15 protein-coding genes are annotated in these 19,154 nt (G+C 30.4%); 9 read left to right on the top strand and 6 right to left on the bottom strand.

Annotated elements, in window-relative coordinates:
* Positions 1 to 2 precede the first annotated feature (2 nt).
* The 5 genes from ABD715_RS06325 to gltX form a co-directional block, all read right to left on the bottom strand.
* Positions 3 to 1,049, bottom strand: a complete 1,047-nt coding sequence (locus ABD715_RS06325; RefSeq protein WP_344787276.1) for a flavin monoamine oxidase family protein — start codon at positions 1,047 to 1,049, stop codon at positions 3 to 5.
* Positions 1,050 to 1,106: 57 nt separating this feature from the next.
* Complete coding sequence (locus tag ABD715_RS06320) at positions 1,107 to 1,721, bottom strand: hypothetical protein (protein ID WP_344787275.1); 615 nt, start codon at positions 1,719 to 1,721, stop codon at positions 1,107 to 1,109.
* Between the two features lie 246 nt (positions 1,722 to 1,967).
* Entirely contained in the window at positions 1,968 to 2,729 is a 762-nt protein-coding gene (locus tag ABD715_RS06315; protein WP_344787274.1) for an SDR family NAD(P)-dependent oxidoreductase, read from the bottom strand.
* Between the two features lie 83 nt (positions 2,730 to 2,812).
* On the bottom strand, positions 2,813 to 3,715 hold the full coding sequence (locus tag ABD715_RS06310) for an AraC family transcriptional regulator (protein ID WP_344787273.1): 903 nt from the start codon (positions 3,713 to 3,715) through the stop codon (positions 2,813 to 2,815).
* A gap of 113 nt (positions 3,716 to 3,828) precedes the next feature.
* Entirely contained in the window at positions 3,829 to 5,337 is a 1,509-nt protein-coding gene (gene gltX, locus ABD715_RS06305) for a glutamate--tRNA ligase (RefSeq protein WP_344787272.1), read from the bottom strand.
* A 200-nt stretch (positions 5,338 to 5,537) separates the two neighbouring features.
* Here gltX and ABD715_RS06300 point away from each other — a divergent pair, with 200 nt between their 5' ends.
* The 6 genes from ABD715_RS06300 (at position 5,538) to ABD715_RS06275 (ending at position 13,791) form a co-directional block, all read left to right on the top strand.
* Positions 5,538 to 8,945 carry a hypothetical protein gene (locus tag ABD715_RS06300; RefSeq protein ID WP_344787271.1) on the top strand — a complete coding sequence of 1,136 codons (3,408 nt, stop codon included), beginning with the start codon at positions 5,538 to 5,540 and terminating at the stop codon, positions 8,943 to 8,945.
* The gene (gene ybeY, locus ABD715_RS06295; RefSeq protein ID WP_344787270.1) at positions 8,938 to 9,351 is read left to right on the top strand and encodes an rRNA maturation RNase YbeY; all 414 of its coding nucleotides are present in this window, start codon (positions 8,938 to 8,940) and stop codon (positions 9,349 to 9,351) included. Before ABD715_RS06300 ends, ybeY begins: the two co-directional genes overlap by 8 nt.
* Before the next feature lie 72 nt (positions 9,352 to 9,423).
* The gene (mnmG, locus tag ABD715_RS06290) at positions 9,424 to 11,295 is read left to right on the top strand and encodes a tRNA uridine-5-carboxymethylaminomethyl(34) synthesis enzyme MnmG (protein ID WP_344787269.1); all 1,872 of its coding nucleotides are present in this window, start codon (positions 9,424 to 9,426) and stop codon (positions 11,293 to 11,295) included.
* Positions 11,296 to 11,567: 272 nt separating this feature from the next.
* On the top strand, positions 11,568 to 12,146 hold the full coding sequence (locus ABD715_RS06285) for a hypothetical protein (protein ID WP_344787268.1): 579 nt from the start codon (positions 11,568 to 11,570) through the stop codon (positions 12,144 to 12,146).
* Positions 12,147 to 12,160: 14 nt separating this feature from the next.
* On the top strand, positions 12,161 to 13,015 hold the full coding sequence (locus ABD715_RS06280; RefSeq protein ID WP_344787267.1) for a class I SAM-dependent methyltransferase: 855 nt from the start codon (positions 12,161 to 12,163) through the stop codon (positions 13,013 to 13,015).
* Positions 13,016 to 13,263: 248 nt separating this feature from the next.
* Positions 13,264 to 13,791, top strand: coding sequence for an OmpH/Skp family outer membrane protein (locus ABD715_RS06275; RefSeq protein WP_344787266.1), 528 nt, complete (start codon positions 13,264 to 13,266; stop codon positions 13,789 to 13,791).
* Between the two features lie 53 nt (positions 13,792 to 13,844).
* Here ABD715_RS06275 and ABD715_RS06270 read toward each other — a convergent pair whose 3' ends face one another.
* The gene (locus tag ABD715_RS06270) at positions 13,845 to 14,993 is read right to left on the bottom strand and encodes a DNA polymerase III subunit (RefSeq protein ID WP_344787265.1); all 1,149 of its coding nucleotides are present in this window, start codon (positions 14,991 to 14,993) and stop codon (positions 13,845 to 13,847) included.
* 283 nt (positions 14,994 to 15,276) lie between these two features.
* Between ABD715_RS06270 and ABD715_RS06265 the strand changes: the two genes are divergently transcribed.
* The 3 genes from ABD715_RS06265 (at position 15,277) to ABD715_RS06255 (ending at position 19,137) form a co-directional block, all read left to right on the top strand.
* Complete coding sequence (locus ABD715_RS06265; RefSeq protein WP_344787264.1) at positions 15,277 to 16,002, top strand: hypothetical protein; 726 nt, start codon at positions 15,277 to 15,279, stop codon at positions 16,000 to 16,002.
* 209 nt (positions 16,003 to 16,211) lie between these two features.
* A complete protein-coding gene (locus ABD715_RS06260; RefSeq protein WP_344787263.1) occupies positions 16,212 to 17,399 on the top strand; it encodes a phosphoglycerate kinase in 1,188 nt (395 codons plus the stop codon).
* Positions 17,400 to 17,532: 133 nt separating this feature from the next.
* Positions 17,533 to 19,137, top strand: coding sequence for a LysM peptidoglycan-binding domain-containing protein (locus ABD715_RS06255; protein WP_344787262.1), 1,605 nt, complete (start codon positions 17,533 to 17,535; stop codon positions 19,135 to 19,137).
* The last annotated feature ends 17 nt before the right edge of the window (positions 19,138 to 19,154 follow it).

Below are 19,154 nucleotides of genomic sequence, written 5' to 3'. Positions count from 1 at the left end.
TTCTATAAATTAGTATTCATTTTTAAAGCAGCGATAATTGCTCCTTCCATATAACCACCAAACCTAGTGTTGGTTTCTGAGCCCGAAAAAAACAACTTACCATTTAAATAGCTTTGTTGTAATGTTGGGTGTCCGTTGTTTTGGTGTGGTCTTTTAATGGTTGAATTTTCGCTTAAAATAAATTCATCGGTCCAAATTTTATCAACATAACTAATGGGGTTTAAAGTTTCTTTGCCTAAAAGTTCGCTTAATTGTTTTAAAACCAATTCTTTTCTAACTTTTTGAGAATAAGATATACTTTCTCCGTTTAAGAAACCTGTAAACCCATATTTAGTTGCTTTAAAATTTGTATGATCGTACATTTCTGTAATAATACCTACATGGCTGTATAACATACCAGAATATCCATTTTTTCTCCAAAAAGGTGTGTTATATTCTAAAACAAATTTTATGGCACCAGACATCCACGTTTGTACTGTTGGTAAAATTTTAGAAATAGCATTTGGAAGTTGAGGCGAAAATTTAATGTTAGATCCTGCCAATTGTGGTGGTAAGCATAAAATAATTTTGTCTGCTTCCCATTTTTTTCCGTTAGCGGTGTTAACTACTAATTGGTTTTCTAATTCTGTAATGCCTATCACTTTTGTATTTAAATGGATATTTTTGGTATCTAATTTATTGATTAAAGTGTTAATTAGACTTTGTGTTCCTTCTTTTAATCGATATGAAGGGTTCTCAGATTCTGGAACAAAAAATTGCTGAGGAGGTTCAAAAGATTTGGTTTGAAATAACGATTTGCCTGTAGAAAATTGAGGATACTTTTGTAAACCCAATTCATTTATTAAAGCTAGTAAATGCTGATGCATATTAGAAAACCAAGTAGCACCTAGTTCTAAAGGTGTTTCTAATGCCCCTTTAATGGTTTGTATGCGTCCACCTAACCTAGACGAAGCTTCTAATATTATGGCTTCCTTATTTTTTTTAGATAGTAAATAAGCTAATGTTAATCCGCTTAATCCTCCGCCTACAATTATAATACGTTCTTTCATTTTAAATTTCTATTAAAAAGCTATTGTAAATTTACAATAGCTTTTACTTTATTAATATTATTGAGGTCTGCTAGAAAATACCAACCAATTTACACAAGCTAAAATACAGGTGTTTGCAATACCTAAATATACAATTGGCCAACTAAAACCAAACCAGTAAATTATAGGAATCCAATAGGTAAAAATACTCCAAACCGACGACATACAAATAGGACATTGAATTATAGGTTTTCTTAAGTATTTATTCACTTTGTACTGTGTATATTCTTTGTGAAATTGTATACCAGTTTCCGTTAAGGTTATCACAATATTTGGGTCAATGCGTTTTATGCGTTCGTTTAATAAATTCATAAACGCTACAAAATCACTATCCTTTCTAGTTAAAAGTATTTCAGTATTAGAGGTTTTAAAATCTATTTCAGGTAGTTGTACACGAATTTTTTTAACTAGTGCTTCCAAAAAATCAGCTTTAAAAAACACAATCTCTTTGGTAGATTTCATAACCCTTTTTTTAAATGGATATAAAATCATTTCACTATCATAATCTTTTCCGTTAGGCATTTTTTCTGTTCCGCCTTTTGCCGAAATCCATACGCCAACCATAAATAGCGATTCTATTAAAAGGTAACCTAAAGCTGCTAAAATGTTATAAAAATAAAAACTTGCTTCCATAATTTTAAATGATTTAAAGATGAAAAAGAAGCTTTGTTTTAAACCAATAAAGCTTCTTTTGTAAACCTAGTAACCTGTTTTTAATTAAGCTACTGTATAAATTCTTACCTCAGGATTATCCTGTAACGGTTTCTAAAAATGGTGCTTTGTATTTGCTGTACACAGCTGCTGCGTTTCTCTGTTTAAATCGTTTATTTTAAGACTGATTTCTAAATATGCTTTTGTCATTTTAATTTCTCTTAATTGTTAATAATTTCTTCCTGCCATTACGCCTCCATCAATATCCCAAATAGCACCTGTAACCCAAGCACTATCTTCGTCTAATAAAAAGGCGATTGTTTTGGCAATGTCTTGTGATGTTCCTACGCGTCCAATAGGATGAAAATCGTTAAAACCTTGTAAGGTTTCTTCAATTTTATCTTCTTCTATAAACGAACCATAAATTGGTGTTACTACTACTGCAGGAGATACTGCGTTTACACGAATATTACTTTCTGCTAACTCCATTGCTAAATGTTGTGTTAAGCTGTGTAAACCTGCTTTTGCCATAGAATATGCCGAAGATGGTGTGGCTTTTATAGCTTGTTTTGCCCACATAGATCCTATATTTACAATAGAACCACTACCATTAGTAGCCATTACTTTTGCTGCTTCTTGTGTGATAAAGAAAAATGCTTTATTGAAATTATGGTAAATGTCGTAATCTGCTTCAGTATGCTCTAAAAAAGGTTTCGGACTAAAATAGCCTGCCGAATTCACCAAGTATTTTAAATTCGGTAGGTCTTTAGATATATTTGAAGCAAATGCTTTTACTTCATTCATATCAAAAAGATTTACTGCTTTGGTTTTTACATTCCCAAAAGTTGCTAATTCTGTTTTGGCAGTGTCTAGATTTTTGTTGGCTCTACCAACAATAGTAACTTCAAAACCTTTTTCAAGTAAAAGTTGTGCTGTAGCTTTACCCATTCCTGTAGTTCCACCAATTATAAGTGCTTGTGTTTTTTCCATGATATACTTTTTTTAATTACACTGCAAAGTTCAGGATAACTCCAGTAGTATACGATGGACAAAAACGAAAAGGAATGGTACTTTTAGGAAACGGACTTCCTAAAGCTTAAAGGTGAGAGGTTTGTGTGTTTTTTGAAGTATTTTACAAAATACGACGGATCGTCAAAACCTAAACGGTAGCCAATTTGGTTCACGTTTAAATCGGAATACAATAACAAACGTTGCGCTTCTAACACAATACGTTCTTGTATTATTTGCGATGGTGTTTTATTTAATTGCAAATTAGTAAGATCAGACAATGTTCTTGAAGATATAAATAACAGTTTAGCATATTCTGAAACCGAAAGTCCTTTGGTGTAATTTTCGTCAATAAGATTAATAAACTTTATAAACTGTAATTTTTTATCGTCAAATATGGTATAAGTTTGTTCTTCGGTTTGCTCGCAGGCTTGTTTTACACGTTGTATTTGTATAAGAAATGCTTTTAAATACGACTTTAATAATTCTTCTTTACCAAATTGGTCAGGATTATTAAACTCGCGTTTTATTTGCGCAATATACTCTTCAAATATAATAGCAGTTGTTTTTTTTAAAGGACAAAGTGGTTGTAGGTAAGGATTGTTAAAAAGGTTACACTTTAAAAAAAAGTCGGTTTCATTGTCTTTTTGCACAATAAAAGTCTCATTAAAATGCAACAAAATACCTTGGTAATTAGTATTGTCATCAAAATAATGCACTTGGTTTTTAGCGACAAACAAAATAGTATTATCGGTAACATCATGCGCTTTTAAATCTATAAAATGTTTTCCGTTACCTTGCTTAAACCAAATAACTTGAAAATAACTATGAATATGTGGTTTGGTAGTATGGCCTTTATGTTTGGTAATATATTCGTTTAAATCGTGTATGGCTAATTGTGGCTTATCTGGTTGATGCCTGTTTAAATGATATTCAACAATTTTATTTTCGGTATTTGTATTTGCCATATGTAAATTTACAAACTTATTTGTCTATATCGCTCTAGTTTTTATTTATAAAAAAAGCTTTTAAAAAGTAATTACACTCTTTAAAAGCTTTCGTATTATTTTTGGTAAGCTACTTAAGATTTAATTAAATTCTCAATACGTTTAACCGTTTCGTTTTTACCAATCATGTACATAATATCGAAAACATCTGGACCTTGTAATGCGCCAACTAAAGCTAAACGAAGAGGCATCATAATTTTTCCAAAACCAATTTCGTTATTTGTTATCCAACCTTTAATTTCGGTTTGAAGAGCCTCTACAGTAAAATCTGTATTTGCATTAATTATTGCAATTAACTCTGTCATTAATTCGGCGGTACCTTCTTTTATTGCTTTTTTAGATGCCTTTTCGTCGTACGAAGTAGGGGCGTTAAAAAAGAAATGTGTGAGATCCCAAAAATCTGTTACAAAGGTAGCACGTTCTTTAATTAGGTTAATAGCCATTGCAATGTAATTAACATCAATTTCTGCTAATTCTGGTTTTAGGTTTTTAAAGGCATCAGCTAAAGTTTTGTTACTTTGTTGTTGCATATAATGGTGGTTAAACCATTTTATTTTATCAGGATCAAAACGTGCACCAGCTTTATTTACACGATCTAAATCAAAAGCTTCAATAAGCTCTTGAATGTTAAAAATTTCTTGTTCAGTACCTGGATTCCATCCTAAGAAGGCTAAAAAATTAATGGTAGCTTCGGCAAAGTATCCGTCTTCTTTATAACCTCTAGAAATGTCGTTTGTTTTAGGATCTGTCCATTGTAAAGGAAAAACCGGGAAACCTAATTTATCGCCATCACGTTTACTTAATTTTCCTTTTCCGGTAGGCTTTAAAATTAATGGTAAATGTGCAAATTCTGGTACATCCCAACCAAGTGCTTTGTATAGTTGAAAATGTAGAGCTAAAGACGGTAACCATTCTTCACCACGAATTACATGGCTTATTTCCATTAAATGATCATCAACAATATTGGCTAAATGGTAGGTAGGCATACCATCACTCTTAAATAACACTTTATCGTCTAAAATATTAGTATCTATTTTAATATTACCACGAATAATATCTGTTAAATGCAAAGTTTCGTTTTGCGGAGATTTAAAACGAATTACATAATCGTCTCCTGCATCTAGTTTAGCTTTAACCTCTTCTGCACTAAGCGATAAAGAGTTGTTTAATTTTAATCTGTTATGCCAGTTATAAATAAATGTTTTGCCTTTAGCTTCGTGATCTTTTCTATGAAAATCTAAATTTTCGGCAGTATCAAAAGCATAATATGCATTGCCAGAAGCAATTAATTTATCGGCATATTCTTTGTATATATGTTTACGTTCACTTTGTCTGTAAGGACCAAACTTTTCGTTTTTATTTACACCTTCGTCAAAAGGTATACCACACCAATTTAAGGCATTAACTATATAGTTTTCTGCACCTTCTACATATCTATTTTGGTCTGTATCTTCTATTCTAAGAATAAAAGTTCCGTTGTGTTTTTTAGCAAATAAATAGTTAAATAGCGCAGTACGAACGCCACCTATATGTAAAGGTCCTGTTGGACTTGGTGCAAAACGCACACGAACATTTTTGGTCATGTTATAATTATAATTATGTATTTTAAATTTAATATAAATCTTTAAAATTTCGGGTTAAATGTTGTTTTAAAAATTTGAGGCAAATATACAATTAACACATAATTATAAACAGTGTTGTAATTAAAATTGTAGTTTAGTAAGTAATTTGTATACTGTCTTTTTGCTTATGCAAAATGAGATACTGTAATATTAAAAGTTATATGAGTAATTTTAAACATATACAAAGCAAATTAGAGGCTTTTATTTCTAGGTTTTACACAAACGAGTTAATTAAAGGCGCTATTCTTTTTTTTGCTATTGGTTTATTATATTTTTTACTAACACTTTTTATAGAGTCTGTTTTATGGTTAAATACTACAGCTAGAACTATTTTGTTTTGGCTTTTTGTTTTGGTAGAAATTGTGCTGTTAGTTAAATTTATATTTTTACCATTAGCCAAATTATTTAAGCTTCAAAAAGGCATTAATTACGAAGAGGCTTCAATAATTATTGGTAAACATTTTCCCGAGGTTAGCGATAAGTTGTTAAATGTACTTCAATTAAAACAAAGCGAAAGTGAGTCAGAATTACTATTAGCAAGCATAGAACAGAAAAGTTTAGAGTTAAACCCTGTACCATTTAAATTAGCTATCAACTTTAAAGAAAATATTAGTTATTTAAAATATGCTGCTATTCCTGTTTTAATTCTTGTAATAATAGCCATAACTGGAAATGCAAATTGGTTTAGCGATTCTTATAAACGAGTTACAAATTATAAAACTGCTTACGAGCCACCAGCACCATTTCAATTTTTTGTGGTTAACGATAGTTTAAACGCTATAGAAAATAAAGATTTTAAACTAGTTGTTAAAACCGCAGGAAAAGTAACACCAGAAAGTGCACAAATTGAATATAATGGAGAAACTTATTTTTTACAACAAAAAGGATTAGGAGCGTTCGAGTATGTTTTTTCTCAGCCAAAAAGCAATATAGAATTTAAACTTTTTGCAAATGCTGTAATTTCTAAACCATATAAATTAAATGTTATAGAAGTGCCTTCGCTTTTAAGTTTCGATATGTTTTTAAATTACCCAAAGCATACTAAGCGTAAAGACGAAGTTTTAAAAGGTTCTGGTAATGCTTTGGTTCCAGAAGGAACAAAAGTTACATGGAAATTAAAAACTAAATCTACTAGCCAAGTATATTTGTTTGCTAAAGATACCTTGGCATTTATATCTAGTAAAAAGGATGTTTTCGAAGCTAAAAAAAGTTTGTTTTCTAATTTAGATTATGAAGTAAGCACAAGTAATTCAAGACTTAAAAATTACGAAAATTTAGCTTTTAGTATTGATGTTGTTAAAGATGAATTTCCAGAATTGAATGTTACAATGAAGGTTGATAGTTTAGATTTACAGTCGCTTTATTTCCATGGGCAGGTGAGCGACGATTATGGTTTGTCTAAATTAGAATTGGTTTATTACCCAACAAACAAAGAAAATGAAAAGCAAATTGAAGCTATTAAATTAACAAATTCTAATGTTTCTGAGTTTATAACTGCGTTTCCAAATAATTTAAATATAAAAGCAGGGGTTTCTTATAATTTGTATTTTCAAGTATTTGATAATGATGTAGTTAATAAGTTTAAACAGGTTAAAAGTTCTGTTTTTACCTATAAAAAAAGAACTGCTACAGAAGAAAAAGAAAAACAGCTTAAAGAGCAAAACGAAACGATAAAAGATTTAAATAAATCGCTTAAAAAATTTAACGAACAAGAAAAGCAACTGGTACAGTTGTCTAAAAATCAAAAGGAAAAAAAGAATTTAGATTTTAACGATCAAAAAAAAATGAAGTCATTTTTTAAACGTCAGAAAGAACAAGACGAAATGATGAAGAATTTTAATAAAAAGCTAAAAGAAAATTTAAAACAATTTGAAAAAGATAACCCTAAAGACGATCAATTTAAAAAAGATTTACAAAAGCGTTTACAAGAAAACGAAGAGCAGTTAAAAAAAGATGAAAAACTCTTAGAACAGTTAGAAAAAATTACTGATAAAATTAATAAAGAGGAGTTAGGGAAAAAATTAGAAGAACTTGGCAAACAAAACAAAAATAAGAAAAGAAGTTTACAGCAACTTTTAGAATTAACTAAACGTTTTTATGTAGAGAAAAAACTTGAAAAACTTAAAGATGATTTAGAGAAGTTAGCAGAAGATCAAGAAAAGTTATCAAACCAATCTGAAGAAAATAATACTAAAGAAAAACAAGATAGTTTAAATAAATCTTTTGATGATTTTAAAAAATCTATTGAAGACTTAGAGAAAGATAATAAGGCTTTAAAAAAACCATTAGAAATTCCTAGAGATAAAATTGATGAAAAAGAAATAGATCTAGAACAAAATAAAGCTTCAGAAAATTTAAATAAAGAAGTTTCTCAAACTGAAGAAAAGAAGAAAGAAAATCATTCTAAAGCAGAAAAGAATCAAAAAAAGGCTGCTAAGAAAATGAAAGAAATGAGCAAAAAAATGAGTGCCTCGATGTCTGCAAGTGGTGGAGAACAAATGCAGGAAGATATGGATATGCTACGTCAAGTTTTAGATAATTTAGTTTTGTTTTCTTTCGATCAAGAAGCACTTATGGATCAGTTTAATGCTATAGATGTTAATCATAACAAATATGCTTCCTATTTAAAAAAGCAATATAATTTAAAGGAGCATTTTGAGCATATAGACGATAGTCTTTTTGCCTTGTCTCTTAGACAACCTAAATTATCTGAAACTGTTAATAAAGAAATCACCGAGGTGTATTTTAATATGGATGAAGCAATGAAAGTGTTAGCGGATAATCAATTGTATTATGGAATTTCTAAACAACAATTTGCTACAACCGCAGCTAACAATCTTTCTAGTTTTTTAAGTGATGTTTTAGATAATATGCAAGAAAGCATGTCTATGTCAAAAGGCAAAGGACAAGGTGAAGAACAATTACCAGATATTATTATGAGCCAAGAAGAGCTTAATAAAATGATGGAGAAAGGCATGAAAAAGGGTGAGAAAGGTAAACCTAATAAGGAAGGTGGCAAGGAGAAAGGAGAGAGCGAAAAAGATGGTGATGCGGGTAAAGATAAAAATAAAGGAAAGAGTAGTAAGAAAGGAGATAATGGAGAGCAAAATACAGAAGGAGAAAATGGAAGTAAACAAGGGGAAGGTTTAGGTGAACAAAATTCTGAGGAGCTCTATAAAATATATCAAAAGCAACAAGAGCTTCGGGAAGCTTTACAAAAGCGTCTAGAAAAAGAAGGTTTTGGTAACAAAGGAGGTAAATTGGTTCGTCAAATGGAAGAGATAGAATTAGACTTATTAAATAAAGGTTTTACAGAGCAAACGCTTCAAAAAATGATGAATTTAAAACATCAATTAATTAAGTTAGAGAATGCAACTTTCCAGCAAGGCAAGGATAAGAAGCGAGAGTCTGAAACTAATAATAATCAATTTGATAATAACGCAAAAAATCAAATACCTAAGGCTAAACAATATTTTAAAACAACTGAAATATTAAACAGACAAGCATTACCTTTGCGCCCGATTTATAAAAAGAAAGTCCAAACTTATTTTAAAAATACTGATGATTGATTTTAATTACGAAACCGATTTTACAATAGCTAACGAAGAGACTATTTCAACTTGGATTACTAAAGTCTTGACTGAAGAAGGTTTTAAAGAAGGTGAAATAAATTATGTGTTTTGTAATGATGAATATTTGCACAAGTTAAATGTAGAGTTTTTAGATCATGATACATTAACAGATGTTATAAGCTTTGATTATACAATGGGTAAATTAATATCTGGAGATATATTTATATCTATTGATAGAGTTAGAGATAACGCTAAATATTTTAAAGTCGATTTTATAAACGAATTATATAGGGTTATGGTTCACGGTATTTTGCATTATTGCGGATACAAAGACAAGAGCCAAGAAGACGCTAAAACAATGAGAGCCAAAGAAAACCATTATTTAGGTTTAATAAATAGTTAGGCTAAAGTTGTATATTTGCAAACTTTTAAAAATGGTGTTCCACGTGGAACATGTTAATTAAAATTAAGAATTATGTTTAACGAAGTGTATGATGTTATAGTTGTTGGAGCAGGGCATGCAGGAAGCGAAGCAGCTGCAGCTGCAGCTAATATGGGGAGTAAGACGCTACTTGTTACTATGAACCTTCAAAACATCGCTCAGATGTCTTGTAATCCAGCTATGGGCGGTATTGCAAAAGGACAAATAGTTAGAGAAATAGATGCTTTAGGTGGCTACAGTGGTATTGTTTCTGATACGTCTGCTATTCAGTTTAAAATGTTAAACAAATCTAAGGGGCCTGCTATGTGGAGCCCTAGGGTGCAAAGTGATAGAATGCGGTTTGCAGAAGATTGGAGAATGCTCCTTGAAGGAACTCCTAATTTAGATTTTTATCAGGAAATGGTTTCTGGTTTAATTATAGAAAAAGAGAAAGTAGTAGGTGTAAAAACTTCTTTAGGTATAGAGATAAAAGCAAAATCTGTTGTTTTAACTAATGGTACTTTTTTAAACGGTTTAATTCATATTGGAGATAAAAACTTTGGTGGTGGTAGGGCAGGAGAAAGAGCAGCTACAGGTATTACAGAACAGCTTGTTAATTTAGGTTTCGAATCTGGTAGAATGAAAACAGGAACTCCTCCTAGGGTTGATGGTCGATCTTTAGATTATTCTAAAATGACTGAACAGCCTGGTGATATTAACCCAGAAAAATTTTCTTATTTAGATATTACAAAACCATTAACTAAGCAACGATCTTGCCACATGACTTATACAAGTTTGGAAGTTCATGATTTGCTTCGTGAAGGCTTCGATAGATCGCCAATGTTTAATGGTAGAATTAAGAGTTTAGGACCTAGATATTGTCCTTCTATAGAAGATAAAATTAATCGATTTGCAGATAAAGATAGGCATCAGTTGTTTATAGAACCAGAAGGTTGGAATACTTGTGAGGTTTATGTAAATGGTTTCTCTACGTCTTTACCAGAAGATGTTCAGTTTAAAGCATTACGTTCTGTTGTTGGTTTTGAAGGGGTAAAATTCTTTAGACCTGGTTATGCTATAGAATACGATTATTTTCCGCCTACCCAATTAAAACATACGTTAGAAACTAAGTTGATAGAAGGTCTTTATTTTGCTGGACAAATAAATGGTACCACAGGATATGAAGAGGCTGCTTCTCAAGGTTTAATGGCGGGTATAAATGCTAGTTTACAGGTTCAAGAAAAAGATCCTTTTACATTGGGTAGGAGCGAGGCTTATATAGGTGTTTTAATAGACGATTTAATTACTAAAGGTACAGAAGAACCTTATAGAATGTTTACATCTCGGGCCGAATATAGAACTCTTTTACGTCAAGATAATGCAGATTTAAGATTAACACCTAAAGGTTTTGATCTTGGTTTAGCTTCAGAAAAACGTTTAAAACGTATGGAAGAAAAACATGAAGCTGCAGAAAAATTTGTTAATTTTTTTGAAACACAGAGTGTAAAACCTGAAGAAATTAATCCGGTTTTAGAGTCTAAAAGTTCATCTTTGGTTAAGCAATCTGGTAAACTTTTTAAAGTATTTGCTAGGCCAAATATAGAGATGGATGATGTGCGTAAGGTAAAGAGTGTAGAATCTTATATTCAAGAAAATAATTTGGATAGAGAGGTTATAGAGCAAACAGAAATACAGGTAAAATATTCTGGCTATATAGCTAAAGAAAAAAGCAATGCAGATAAGTTAACAAGATTAGAATATGTTAAAATTCCATCAAATTTTGACTATTCTCAAATTAAATCTATGAGTTTTGAAGCTCGTGAAAAACTTAAAAAAATACAACCAACTACAGTATCTCAGGCCTCTAGAATTAGTGGTGTATCACCTAACGATATTTCTGTTTTATTAGTTTACATGGGAAGATAATTAAAGATAATGTTGTTGCATAAATAATTTATTTGTGCTCTTAATGCTTGTTTTGTTTATCGTATTTAGGTCTTGTTTAGCATAGAGCATATTCAATAAATTTTTTTATTCAAATAAAACTAAAACTCATTCATATTAAATAAAAAAGAACAAGTGGGGGTGTTTAACTATTTCGTTTTTTATTGTATTATGGTATAATATGCTTCAATAGTTCCACGTGGAACACTTCTTTTTTTTAATTAAAAATCATTTTAATTTTAGTTTTTTTATAAATGAATAAGTTTTTTGTCCTGATTATAATACTTATTATTGCTCCTTTTTTGGGTGGTATTTATGGTATTTTACACGATCAAATTACTTATACTATTTCAGAAGAGTATTATTCTAAATTTAAATTTGTTCAATTTGGTTTAGATAATTGGGGTTTAGGTTATAATATTAGTTCTACTAAAACACCAGAAATAAAGCTTCATAATCCGAGAATTGGAGCTGCTATTGTTGGTTTTTTGTCTACATGGTGGGTAGGTTTGTGTATAGGAGTTTTTCTAGGTGTTGTAGGTTTTATTCAAAAAAGCGGAAAAAATATGTTTAAAGTTGTTTTTAAATCTTTTCTTTTTACCATTGCAATTGCTTTTTTAACAGGAGTAATTGGCTTAATATATGGAAAACTAGTTGTTGTAAAAGGAAATATTAATTGGTTTATTCCTGATAATTTAATTGATATCGATGCCTTTTTAATGGTTGGCTCTATGCATAATTTTAGCTATTTGGGAGGTGTACTAGGCTTAGTTTTTGGAATATATTATAGCTTTAAACAAAAAGTAAAATTAAATAGAGATACTGTTAATTAGTAAATATACAATCTGTGACCAACAAAAAAATTACCTATTTAAATGTAAAAGACTTCTCTGTTTCTGGAGAAGAATTTAACCTTATCGAGAATATAGAGTATGGTTTTTTGGAAACTATACCACAACCTACGTCTAAAGAATTACCCGAATATTATAAAAGTGAAGATTATATTTCGCATACCGATTCACAACGTAATTTATTTGAAAAGGTGTATCACTTAGTTCGAAAAATTTCGCTTAAAAAGAAATTTAATTTAATTAATGCTAATGTGTTTAATGGTAAAAATTTATTAGATGTTGGTTGCGGTACGGGTGATTTTTTGCAGACAGCACAAGATAATAATTGGAATGTTACTGGTATAGAACCAAACGAGCAGGCTAGGGCTATAGCTAATAAAAAAACAAAAAATGTTGTTTTTAATACAGAGCAACTTTTAAAATTTAAAGAAAATAGTTTCGATGTTATTACCCTTTGGCATGTTTTAGAACATATTCCAGATATAGAAAATCAGATTAAAATTTTAAAAAAACTCTTAAAATCTAACGGAACTTTAATTATTGCTGTACCTAATTATAAAAGTTACGATGCTAAATATTATAAAAATTTTTGGGCTGCTTTGGATGTGCCTAGACACTTATGGCATTTTAGTAGAACTTCTATTTCTAATTTAGTTGGTAAACAATCCATGAAAGTTGTAAAAATAAAACCGATGTTATTTGATGCTTTTTATGTAAGCTTATTGTCTGAAAAATACAAGACAGGTAAAATGAATGTTGTAAAGGGAATATGGATAGGTTTGGTGTCAAATATCAAATCTTTATTCACAAAAGAAGCTTCTTCACTAATTTATGTAATAAAAAATATATAAAAACGATTTAAACAAGGTTTAATAAGTGTTGTTTGTTTATTATATCCAATTACAAGGGGTTTTTTTAAAAAGAGCTTAAAACGCTTTATTTGGGGTTGTTTTTAATAATTAAATATTATTAATTTATTTTTTAGCATAAAATTTCTTTATATGTTAAATTCAAAATAATTCGTCTGTATTTTTTGTGTTACTTTATTACATTTGTGCCGATTCGAAAAAAAACTAATTAACCAACAAATAAAAATAAAATGAAAAATATTCTTTACGTTGCTATTGCATTAATTGTATTTACATCATGTCAACAACAAAAAATTGGTTTTGTAGATAACGGAACTGTTATTAATGATTTTCAAGAAAAGAAAGATGTAGAAGCTGCTTTTCAATTAAAACAAGAAGCTTTTGCAAAAAGAGCAGACAGTATTAGTCAAGCTTTTCAGGCTGAAGCACAAAAAGGACAAACTGAAGCACAAAGATTAGCAAGAAGCAATAGAAAAAAAGCAGAAGAGCTAATGCTTGGTTTACAACAAAAACAACAAAAATTACAACAACAAATGCAAGGTGAAGAGCAAGCGTTGAGACAATCTTTTCAAGCAGAAATAGATTCTGTAATTTCTACAGTAAAAACCTTTGTAAAAGATTATGGTAAAACTAATGGTTATACTTATATTTTAGGTACAAGCGATGCTGCAGCAACGGTTATGTATGGCACTGAAGAAAATAATTTAACCCAAACAATTTTGGATGCTCTAAATGCTAACTATAAGAAGGCAGAGTAATATTATTAATTTTAAATAAAAAATGGCTGATAATTTAAATTATCAGCCATTTTTTATGCTTTTTTATGAAGTAAACGGGTTAATTTAATACTTAAATCGGTTAAAATTATCTTAGAGTTACCATTACGTTCTATATGGTAAATAGCATCTTGTAACTCGTTGCTAATATCCATAATGTTACCACCATGTATGTAAGGAGCAAAATTTTCAAGTTTAAATTTTGTTTTAGGTTCAAAAAAAACAAGGTTTTCGGCGTTGTAATTTAAAAGTAAAGCTTGACGAAAAAAGTCGATACAAAAACTAAGAAATTGCTTTTGTGTTTCGCGTCCAGTTTTAGCAATATCTTCGCTCCATTTAATTAAATCTAGAATAGCACCTTTGTTACCTTTGGCTTTAAAAGCACTTCTAATCCAAAAAATAAACCAGGTTTCAAACTGTATGTCTTCAGAGTCTTGATACATTAAATCGCAAGCTTTATTGTAATTTCCGTTAGCTTGATGTGCAATTTTTGTGGCAATATTTGCCTCTAGGTTATATTGGTTTATTAAAGCTTCTTTAATAACGTTTTCTGCCAATGGCGGAAAATGTAATATTTGGCAACGCGATCTAATGGTGTTAATAATTTGTTCTTCGTCTTCAGTAATAAGAATAAATATAGTTTTATTTGGAGGTTCTTCAATTAGCTTTAAAAGCTTATTAGCAGCAGCTGTATTCATTTTTTCTGCCATCCATATAAGCATTACCTTATATCCACCTTCATAAGATTTTAAAGTAAGCGATTTTACAATATCATTAGCCTCTTCTACACCAATTTGCCCTTGTTTATTATCTACTCCAAGCAGTTTGTACCAATCAAATAAATTACCATAAGGCTGTTCTTCTAATAATTGACGCCACTCTTCTAAATAATAACTAGAAACGGGTTTGCTTTTTACTTTATCGCTGGTAGTAACAGGAAATGCAAAATGTAAATCGGGATGCGAAAGGTTGTTAAATTTAAGATTACAAGCCTGATTTCCCGTATCGTTTTCGCCATTAGTATTGCTGCAAAGCAAGTATTGTGCATAAGCTATAGCCATGGGTAATGTACCCGACCCCTCTTTGCCAACAAATAGTTGTGCATGTGCAATTCTACCATTATCTACGCTTGTTGTTAAATGGTTTTTTATGTGTTCTTGACCTAAAACTTCCTTAAATAACATGCCACAAATATACTTTTTGTTTTTAACATTAACTCATAACAAATTCAAGAACTTCTTCTGTTTTTTTTATAACTAATTAATACAGCAATATATATTGTAAGTTTTATATTATAAAATATTTTTATCTAATATGAATATTATATATTTCTAATAATCAAGTAATTAGTAGGTGTGTCATGTAGTATTTTTCCTTTGAATAAAGATTTAACATTGGAATACAATAATAAATAGTAATTTTGTTAACGTTAAATTTACATTTGATTAACCTTTAATAAATATTATTATGAGTAAAAGTATTAAAAAACCAGCAGTTTTAAAGAAAGAAGCAACAACCACTGTTAAACCAACTGAAGCAAAAAAGAAAGACAAAAAAGCAGCTAAAAAAGCAAAAGAAAAAGCGGCAAAGTTAAAAGCAGCAGCCAAAGCAAAAGCTAAAAAGGCAGCAGCAAAGAAAAAAGCTCAGGCCAAAGCAGTGAAAGTTAAAGCAGCTAAAAAAGCAAAAAAACAAGCAGCAAAGAAAAAAGCTCAGGCAAAGGCAGCGAAAGTTAAAGCAGCCAAAAAAGCAAAAAAACAAGCAGCAAAGTTAAAAGCAGCAGCTAAAGCAAAAGCCAAAAAGGCAGCAGCAAAGAAAAAAGCTCAGGCAAAGGCAGCGAAAGTTAAAGCAGCCAAAAAAGCAAAAAAACAAGCAGCGAAGTTAAAAGCAGCAGCTAAAGCAAAAGCCAAAAAGGCAGCAGCGAAGAAAAAAGCTCAGGCAAAGGCAGCGAAAGTTAAAGCAGCCAAAAAAGCAAAAAAACAAGCAGCGAAGAAAAAAGCGGCAGCTAAAAAAGTAGTAAAGGCCAAGAAAAAATCAGCTAAAAAAAATAAATCTAAAAAGAAAGCAAAAACACCTAAAACTAAGGTTATAAAAGCTATAAAGACTATAAAAAAACCAGCTGTAAAAACTAAAAAAGTTAAAGCATCTAAAAAGGCTAAAAAAACTAAAAGTATTAAGTTAAAAAAGGTATCATAGTAATTTAATTGTGTTAATTAAAAGACTAGTTAAATTGTTTTAATACTTTATAATCTAACTAGTCTTTAATTTTAATATCAGCTATTAATCATAATTTCTTAAAAATTAATTTATAAGCTATATCGTTTTCGTTAAAAAACACGTTTTAAATGGTTTTTTAATTAGTTACATTTGTGAATCAAATAGTTAAAAAACTAAATAATTTATAAATGAAAACGCTTAACGATTTTAATTTCGAAAATAAAAAAGCATTAATTCGTGTAGACTTTAATGTACCTTTAAACGATAAGTTTGAAGTAACTGATGCTACAAGAATTATATCTGCTAAACCAACTATTATTAAGATTTTAGAAGATGGCGGAAGCTGTATTTTAATGTCTCATTTAGGACGTCCTAAAGGATTTCAAGACGAATTTTCATTAAAACATATTGCAGATAAAGTTGAAGAAATTTTGGGTGTAAACGTTATTACAGTTGCAGATTGTATTGGTAACGATGTTGAAACTGCTGCTGCTAGTTTAGAACCAGGTCAAGTTTTATTACTTGAAAATTTACGTTTTTATAAAGAAGAAACTGCTGGTGATGAGGCTTTTGCAGAAAAGTTATCTAAATTAGGAGATATTTATGTAAACGATGCTTTTGGTACAGCGCACAGAGCGCATGCATCTACAACAATTGTAGCTCAGTTTTTCGAAGGTAAAAAATGCTTTGGTAACTTACTAGCTCAAGAAATAGAAAGCATTAATAAAGTAATGGAAACTGGAGAAAAACCAGTTTTAGCTGTTTTGGGAGGTGCTAAAGTATCATCTAAAATTACAATTATAGAAAATATTTTAGACAAAGTAGATCACTTAATTATTGGTGGTGGTATGTCGTTTACATTTGTTAAAGCTCAAGGCGGAAAAATAGGAAACTCTATATGTGAAGATGATAAAATGGAATTGGCTTTAGATATTTTAGAACAAGCTAAAGCTAAAAATGTACAAATTCACATTCCTGTTGATGTTATTGCTGCAGACGATTTTAGTAACGATGCAAATACTCAAATTTTAGATATTAATGCAATTCCTGATGGTTGGGAAGGTGTTGATGCAGGACCAAAATCTAGAGAAATCTTTCATAAAGTGGTTATGGAGTCTAAAACTATTCTTTGGAACGGACCACTTGGTGTTTTCGAAATGGAAAGTTTTGCTGGTGGAACTATCGAACTAGGAAACTCTATTGCCGAAGCAACCAAAAATGGAGCATTCTCTTTAGTTGGAGGAGGAGATTCTGTTGCTGCTGTTAAGCAATTTGGATTTGCAGATAAAGTAAGTTATGTAAGTACAGGAGGTGGCGCTATGTTAGAAAGCTTAGAAGGAAAAACACTTCCTGGAATTGCTGCTATTTTAAAGTAATAGCTTTTAAATCTGAATTTTATACATTCAAAATTTAATAAGAATATATATTAAGCGTAATTAAGTTTTCAAATTACCTTAAAAAACACGATTTTAGCCATACTATCGTTCAATAATAACTGAACTGAGACCTATGGCTAATCGTTTTTTTATACTTTTTTTTATTTTTAACCTGTTTATTTGTCAAGCACAAACAAACGACTCAATTGTTACTCAAAACAAAATTAAGGTTGAAATAGACAGTGTTATTTCTAATAAATTAGCTCTAGAAAAAGCAGATATAGATACTTTAATTGATGGAAGTGTTAAGCATGTTAAAGAAATTTTAGCAATTGCAGATAGTACTTCTATAAAAAACCTAGGCGACAACGCATTTGCTTCAGAATTAGATAAAAAATGGTTTGAAGAGCTGTATAATAATACCTTGTTCGATACTATTTATAAGTCTGTTACAGAGCTTACTTTTGAAGAAGTAGATTATCCAGAATTACCAACCGACACTTTAAAAGCTAGATTAAAAGAACTGGATGCGCGTACACCGTTTAATGTAGAGTACAATACATCTTTAGAAAGTGTAATAAAGTCTTATTTAAAGCACAGGCGTAAGCATTTACAAAAGCTTATAACGCTAAGCGAATATTATTTTCCTATGTTCGAGCGCGAGTTAGATAACCATAATATACCTTTAGAAATAAAATATTTAGCCATTGTAGAGTCGGCACTAAAACCTAGAGCAAAATCTAGAGTAGGCGCTACAGGGCTGTGGCAATTTATGTTTGCTACAGGTAAAATGTATGGTTTGGACGTAAGTAGCTATGTAGACGAACGTAGTGACCCTATAAAATCTACCGAAGCAGCATCTAAGTATTTGGCTAGATTATACAAAATATTTGGAGATTGGGACTTGGCATTAGCAGCTTATAATTCTGGCCCAGGTAATGTATCTAAAGCAATAAGAAGATCTGGAGGTTATAAAAATTATTGGAATATAAGGCCTAATTTACCTCGAGAAACAGCTGGGTATTTGCCTGCTTTTTTAGCTAATATGTATATTTTTGAATTTGCAGAAGAGCATGGATTTAAAAAAGTAAGACCAGAATTTGCTTATATAGAAACAGATACGGTAAGGGTAAAACGAATGATTACACTCGATCAAGTTGCAGAGGTAACCGATGTACCCATTGAAGAGCTCCAGTTTTTAAACCCATCTTATAAATTAGATATTATTCCTTTTATAAAAGATGAAAACTATACGCTTAGACTGCCAAGGCATGCTATAGGAAGCTTTGTTAATAACGAAGAGAAAATTTATGCTTTCGCTAAGGCAGAATTCGATAAACGAGAAAAACCACTTCCTCAGTTTTTTAATTCGAACGATAAAGTTATTTATAGGGTAAGATCTGGAGATTACTTGGGTAAAATATCTAGACAATATGGAGTAAGGGTAAGCCAGTTAAAACAATGGAATGGATTGAGAAGTAATAACTTAAAAATAGGTCAACGCTTAACGGTCTATCCAAGAAAACCATATACAGCTTCAACATCTAGCTCTGTTAAAAAAGTAGTAGCAAAACCCCCAACAGGCAATGTTGTAACTTATACCGTTAAGAGTGGCGATTCACTATGGAGTATTTCTCAAAAATTTTCTGGAGTTTCTGTTCAAAATATTAAAGAATGGAACGGTATTAGTGGTAGTAGTTTAAAACCTGGAATGAAACTAAAAATTTCTAAGGGTTAATCATCAAAAACTAAAAT

It is taken from the genome of Postechiella marina, from assembly GCF_039538365.1.
GTDB lineage: Bacteria > Bacteroidota > Bacteroidia > Flavobacteriales > Flavobacteriaceae > Postechiella > Postechiella marina.
The sequence above is the reverse complement of the archived record's forward strand: the minus strand, read 5'-3'. Positions and strand labels throughout refer to the sequence as shown.

Bases quoted from the DNA above. Each gene is read 5' to 3' on its own strand.
- ABD715_RS06320 (WP_344787275.1), bottom strand. From the start codon at position 1,721: ATGGAAGCAAGTTTTTATTTTTATAACATTTTAGCAGCTTTAGGTTAC.
- ABD715_RS06275 (WP_344787266.1), top strand. From the start codon at position 13,264: ATGAAAAATATTCTTTACGTTGCTATTGCATTAATTGTATTTACATCA.
- ybeY (WP_344787270.1), top strand. From the start codon at position 8,938: ATGATTGATTTTAATTACGAAACCGATTTTACAATAGCTAACGAAGAG.
- ABD715_RS06270 (WP_344787265.1), bottom strand. From the start codon at position 14,993: ATGTTATTTAAGGAAGTTTTAGGTCAAGAACACATAAAAAACCATTTA.
- gltX (WP_344787272.1), bottom strand. From the start codon at position 5,337: ATGACCAAAAATGTTCGTGTGCGTTTTGCACCAAGTCCAACAGGACCT.
- ABD715_RS06285 (WP_344787268.1), top strand. From the start codon at position 11,568: ATGAATAAGTTTTTTGTCCTGATTATAATACTTATTATTGCTCCTTTT.
- ABD715_RS06255 (WP_344787262.1), top strand. From the start codon at position 17,533: ATGGCTAATCGTTTTTTTATACTTTTTTTTATTTTTAACCTGTTTATT.
- ABD715_RS06265 (WP_344787264.1), top strand. From the start codon at position 15,277: ATGAGTAAAAGTATTAAAAAACCAGCAGTTTTAAAGAAAGAAGCAACA.
- ABD715_RS06300 (WP_344787271.1), top strand. From the start codon at position 5,538: ATGAGTAATTTTAAACATATACAAAGCAAATTAGAGGCTTTTATTTCT.
- ABD715_RS06315 (WP_344787274.1), bottom strand. From the start codon at position 2,729: ATGGAAAAAACACAAGCACTTATAATTGGTGGAACTACAGGAATGGGT.
- ABD715_RS06260 (WP_344787263.1), top strand. From the start codon at position 16,212: ATGAAAACGCTTAACGATTTTAATTTCGAAAATAAAAAAGCATTAATT.
- ABD715_RS06310 (WP_344787273.1), bottom strand. From the start codon at position 3,715: ATGGCAAATACAAATACCGAAAATAAAATTGTTGAATATCATTTAAAC.
- ABD715_RS06325 (WP_344787276.1), bottom strand. From the start codon at position 1,049: ATGAAAGAACGTATTATAATTGTAGGCGGAGGATTAAGCGGATTAACA.
- mnmG (WP_344787269.1), top strand. From the start codon at position 9,424: ATGTTTAACGAAGTGTATGATGTTATAGTTGTTGGAGCAGGGCATGCA.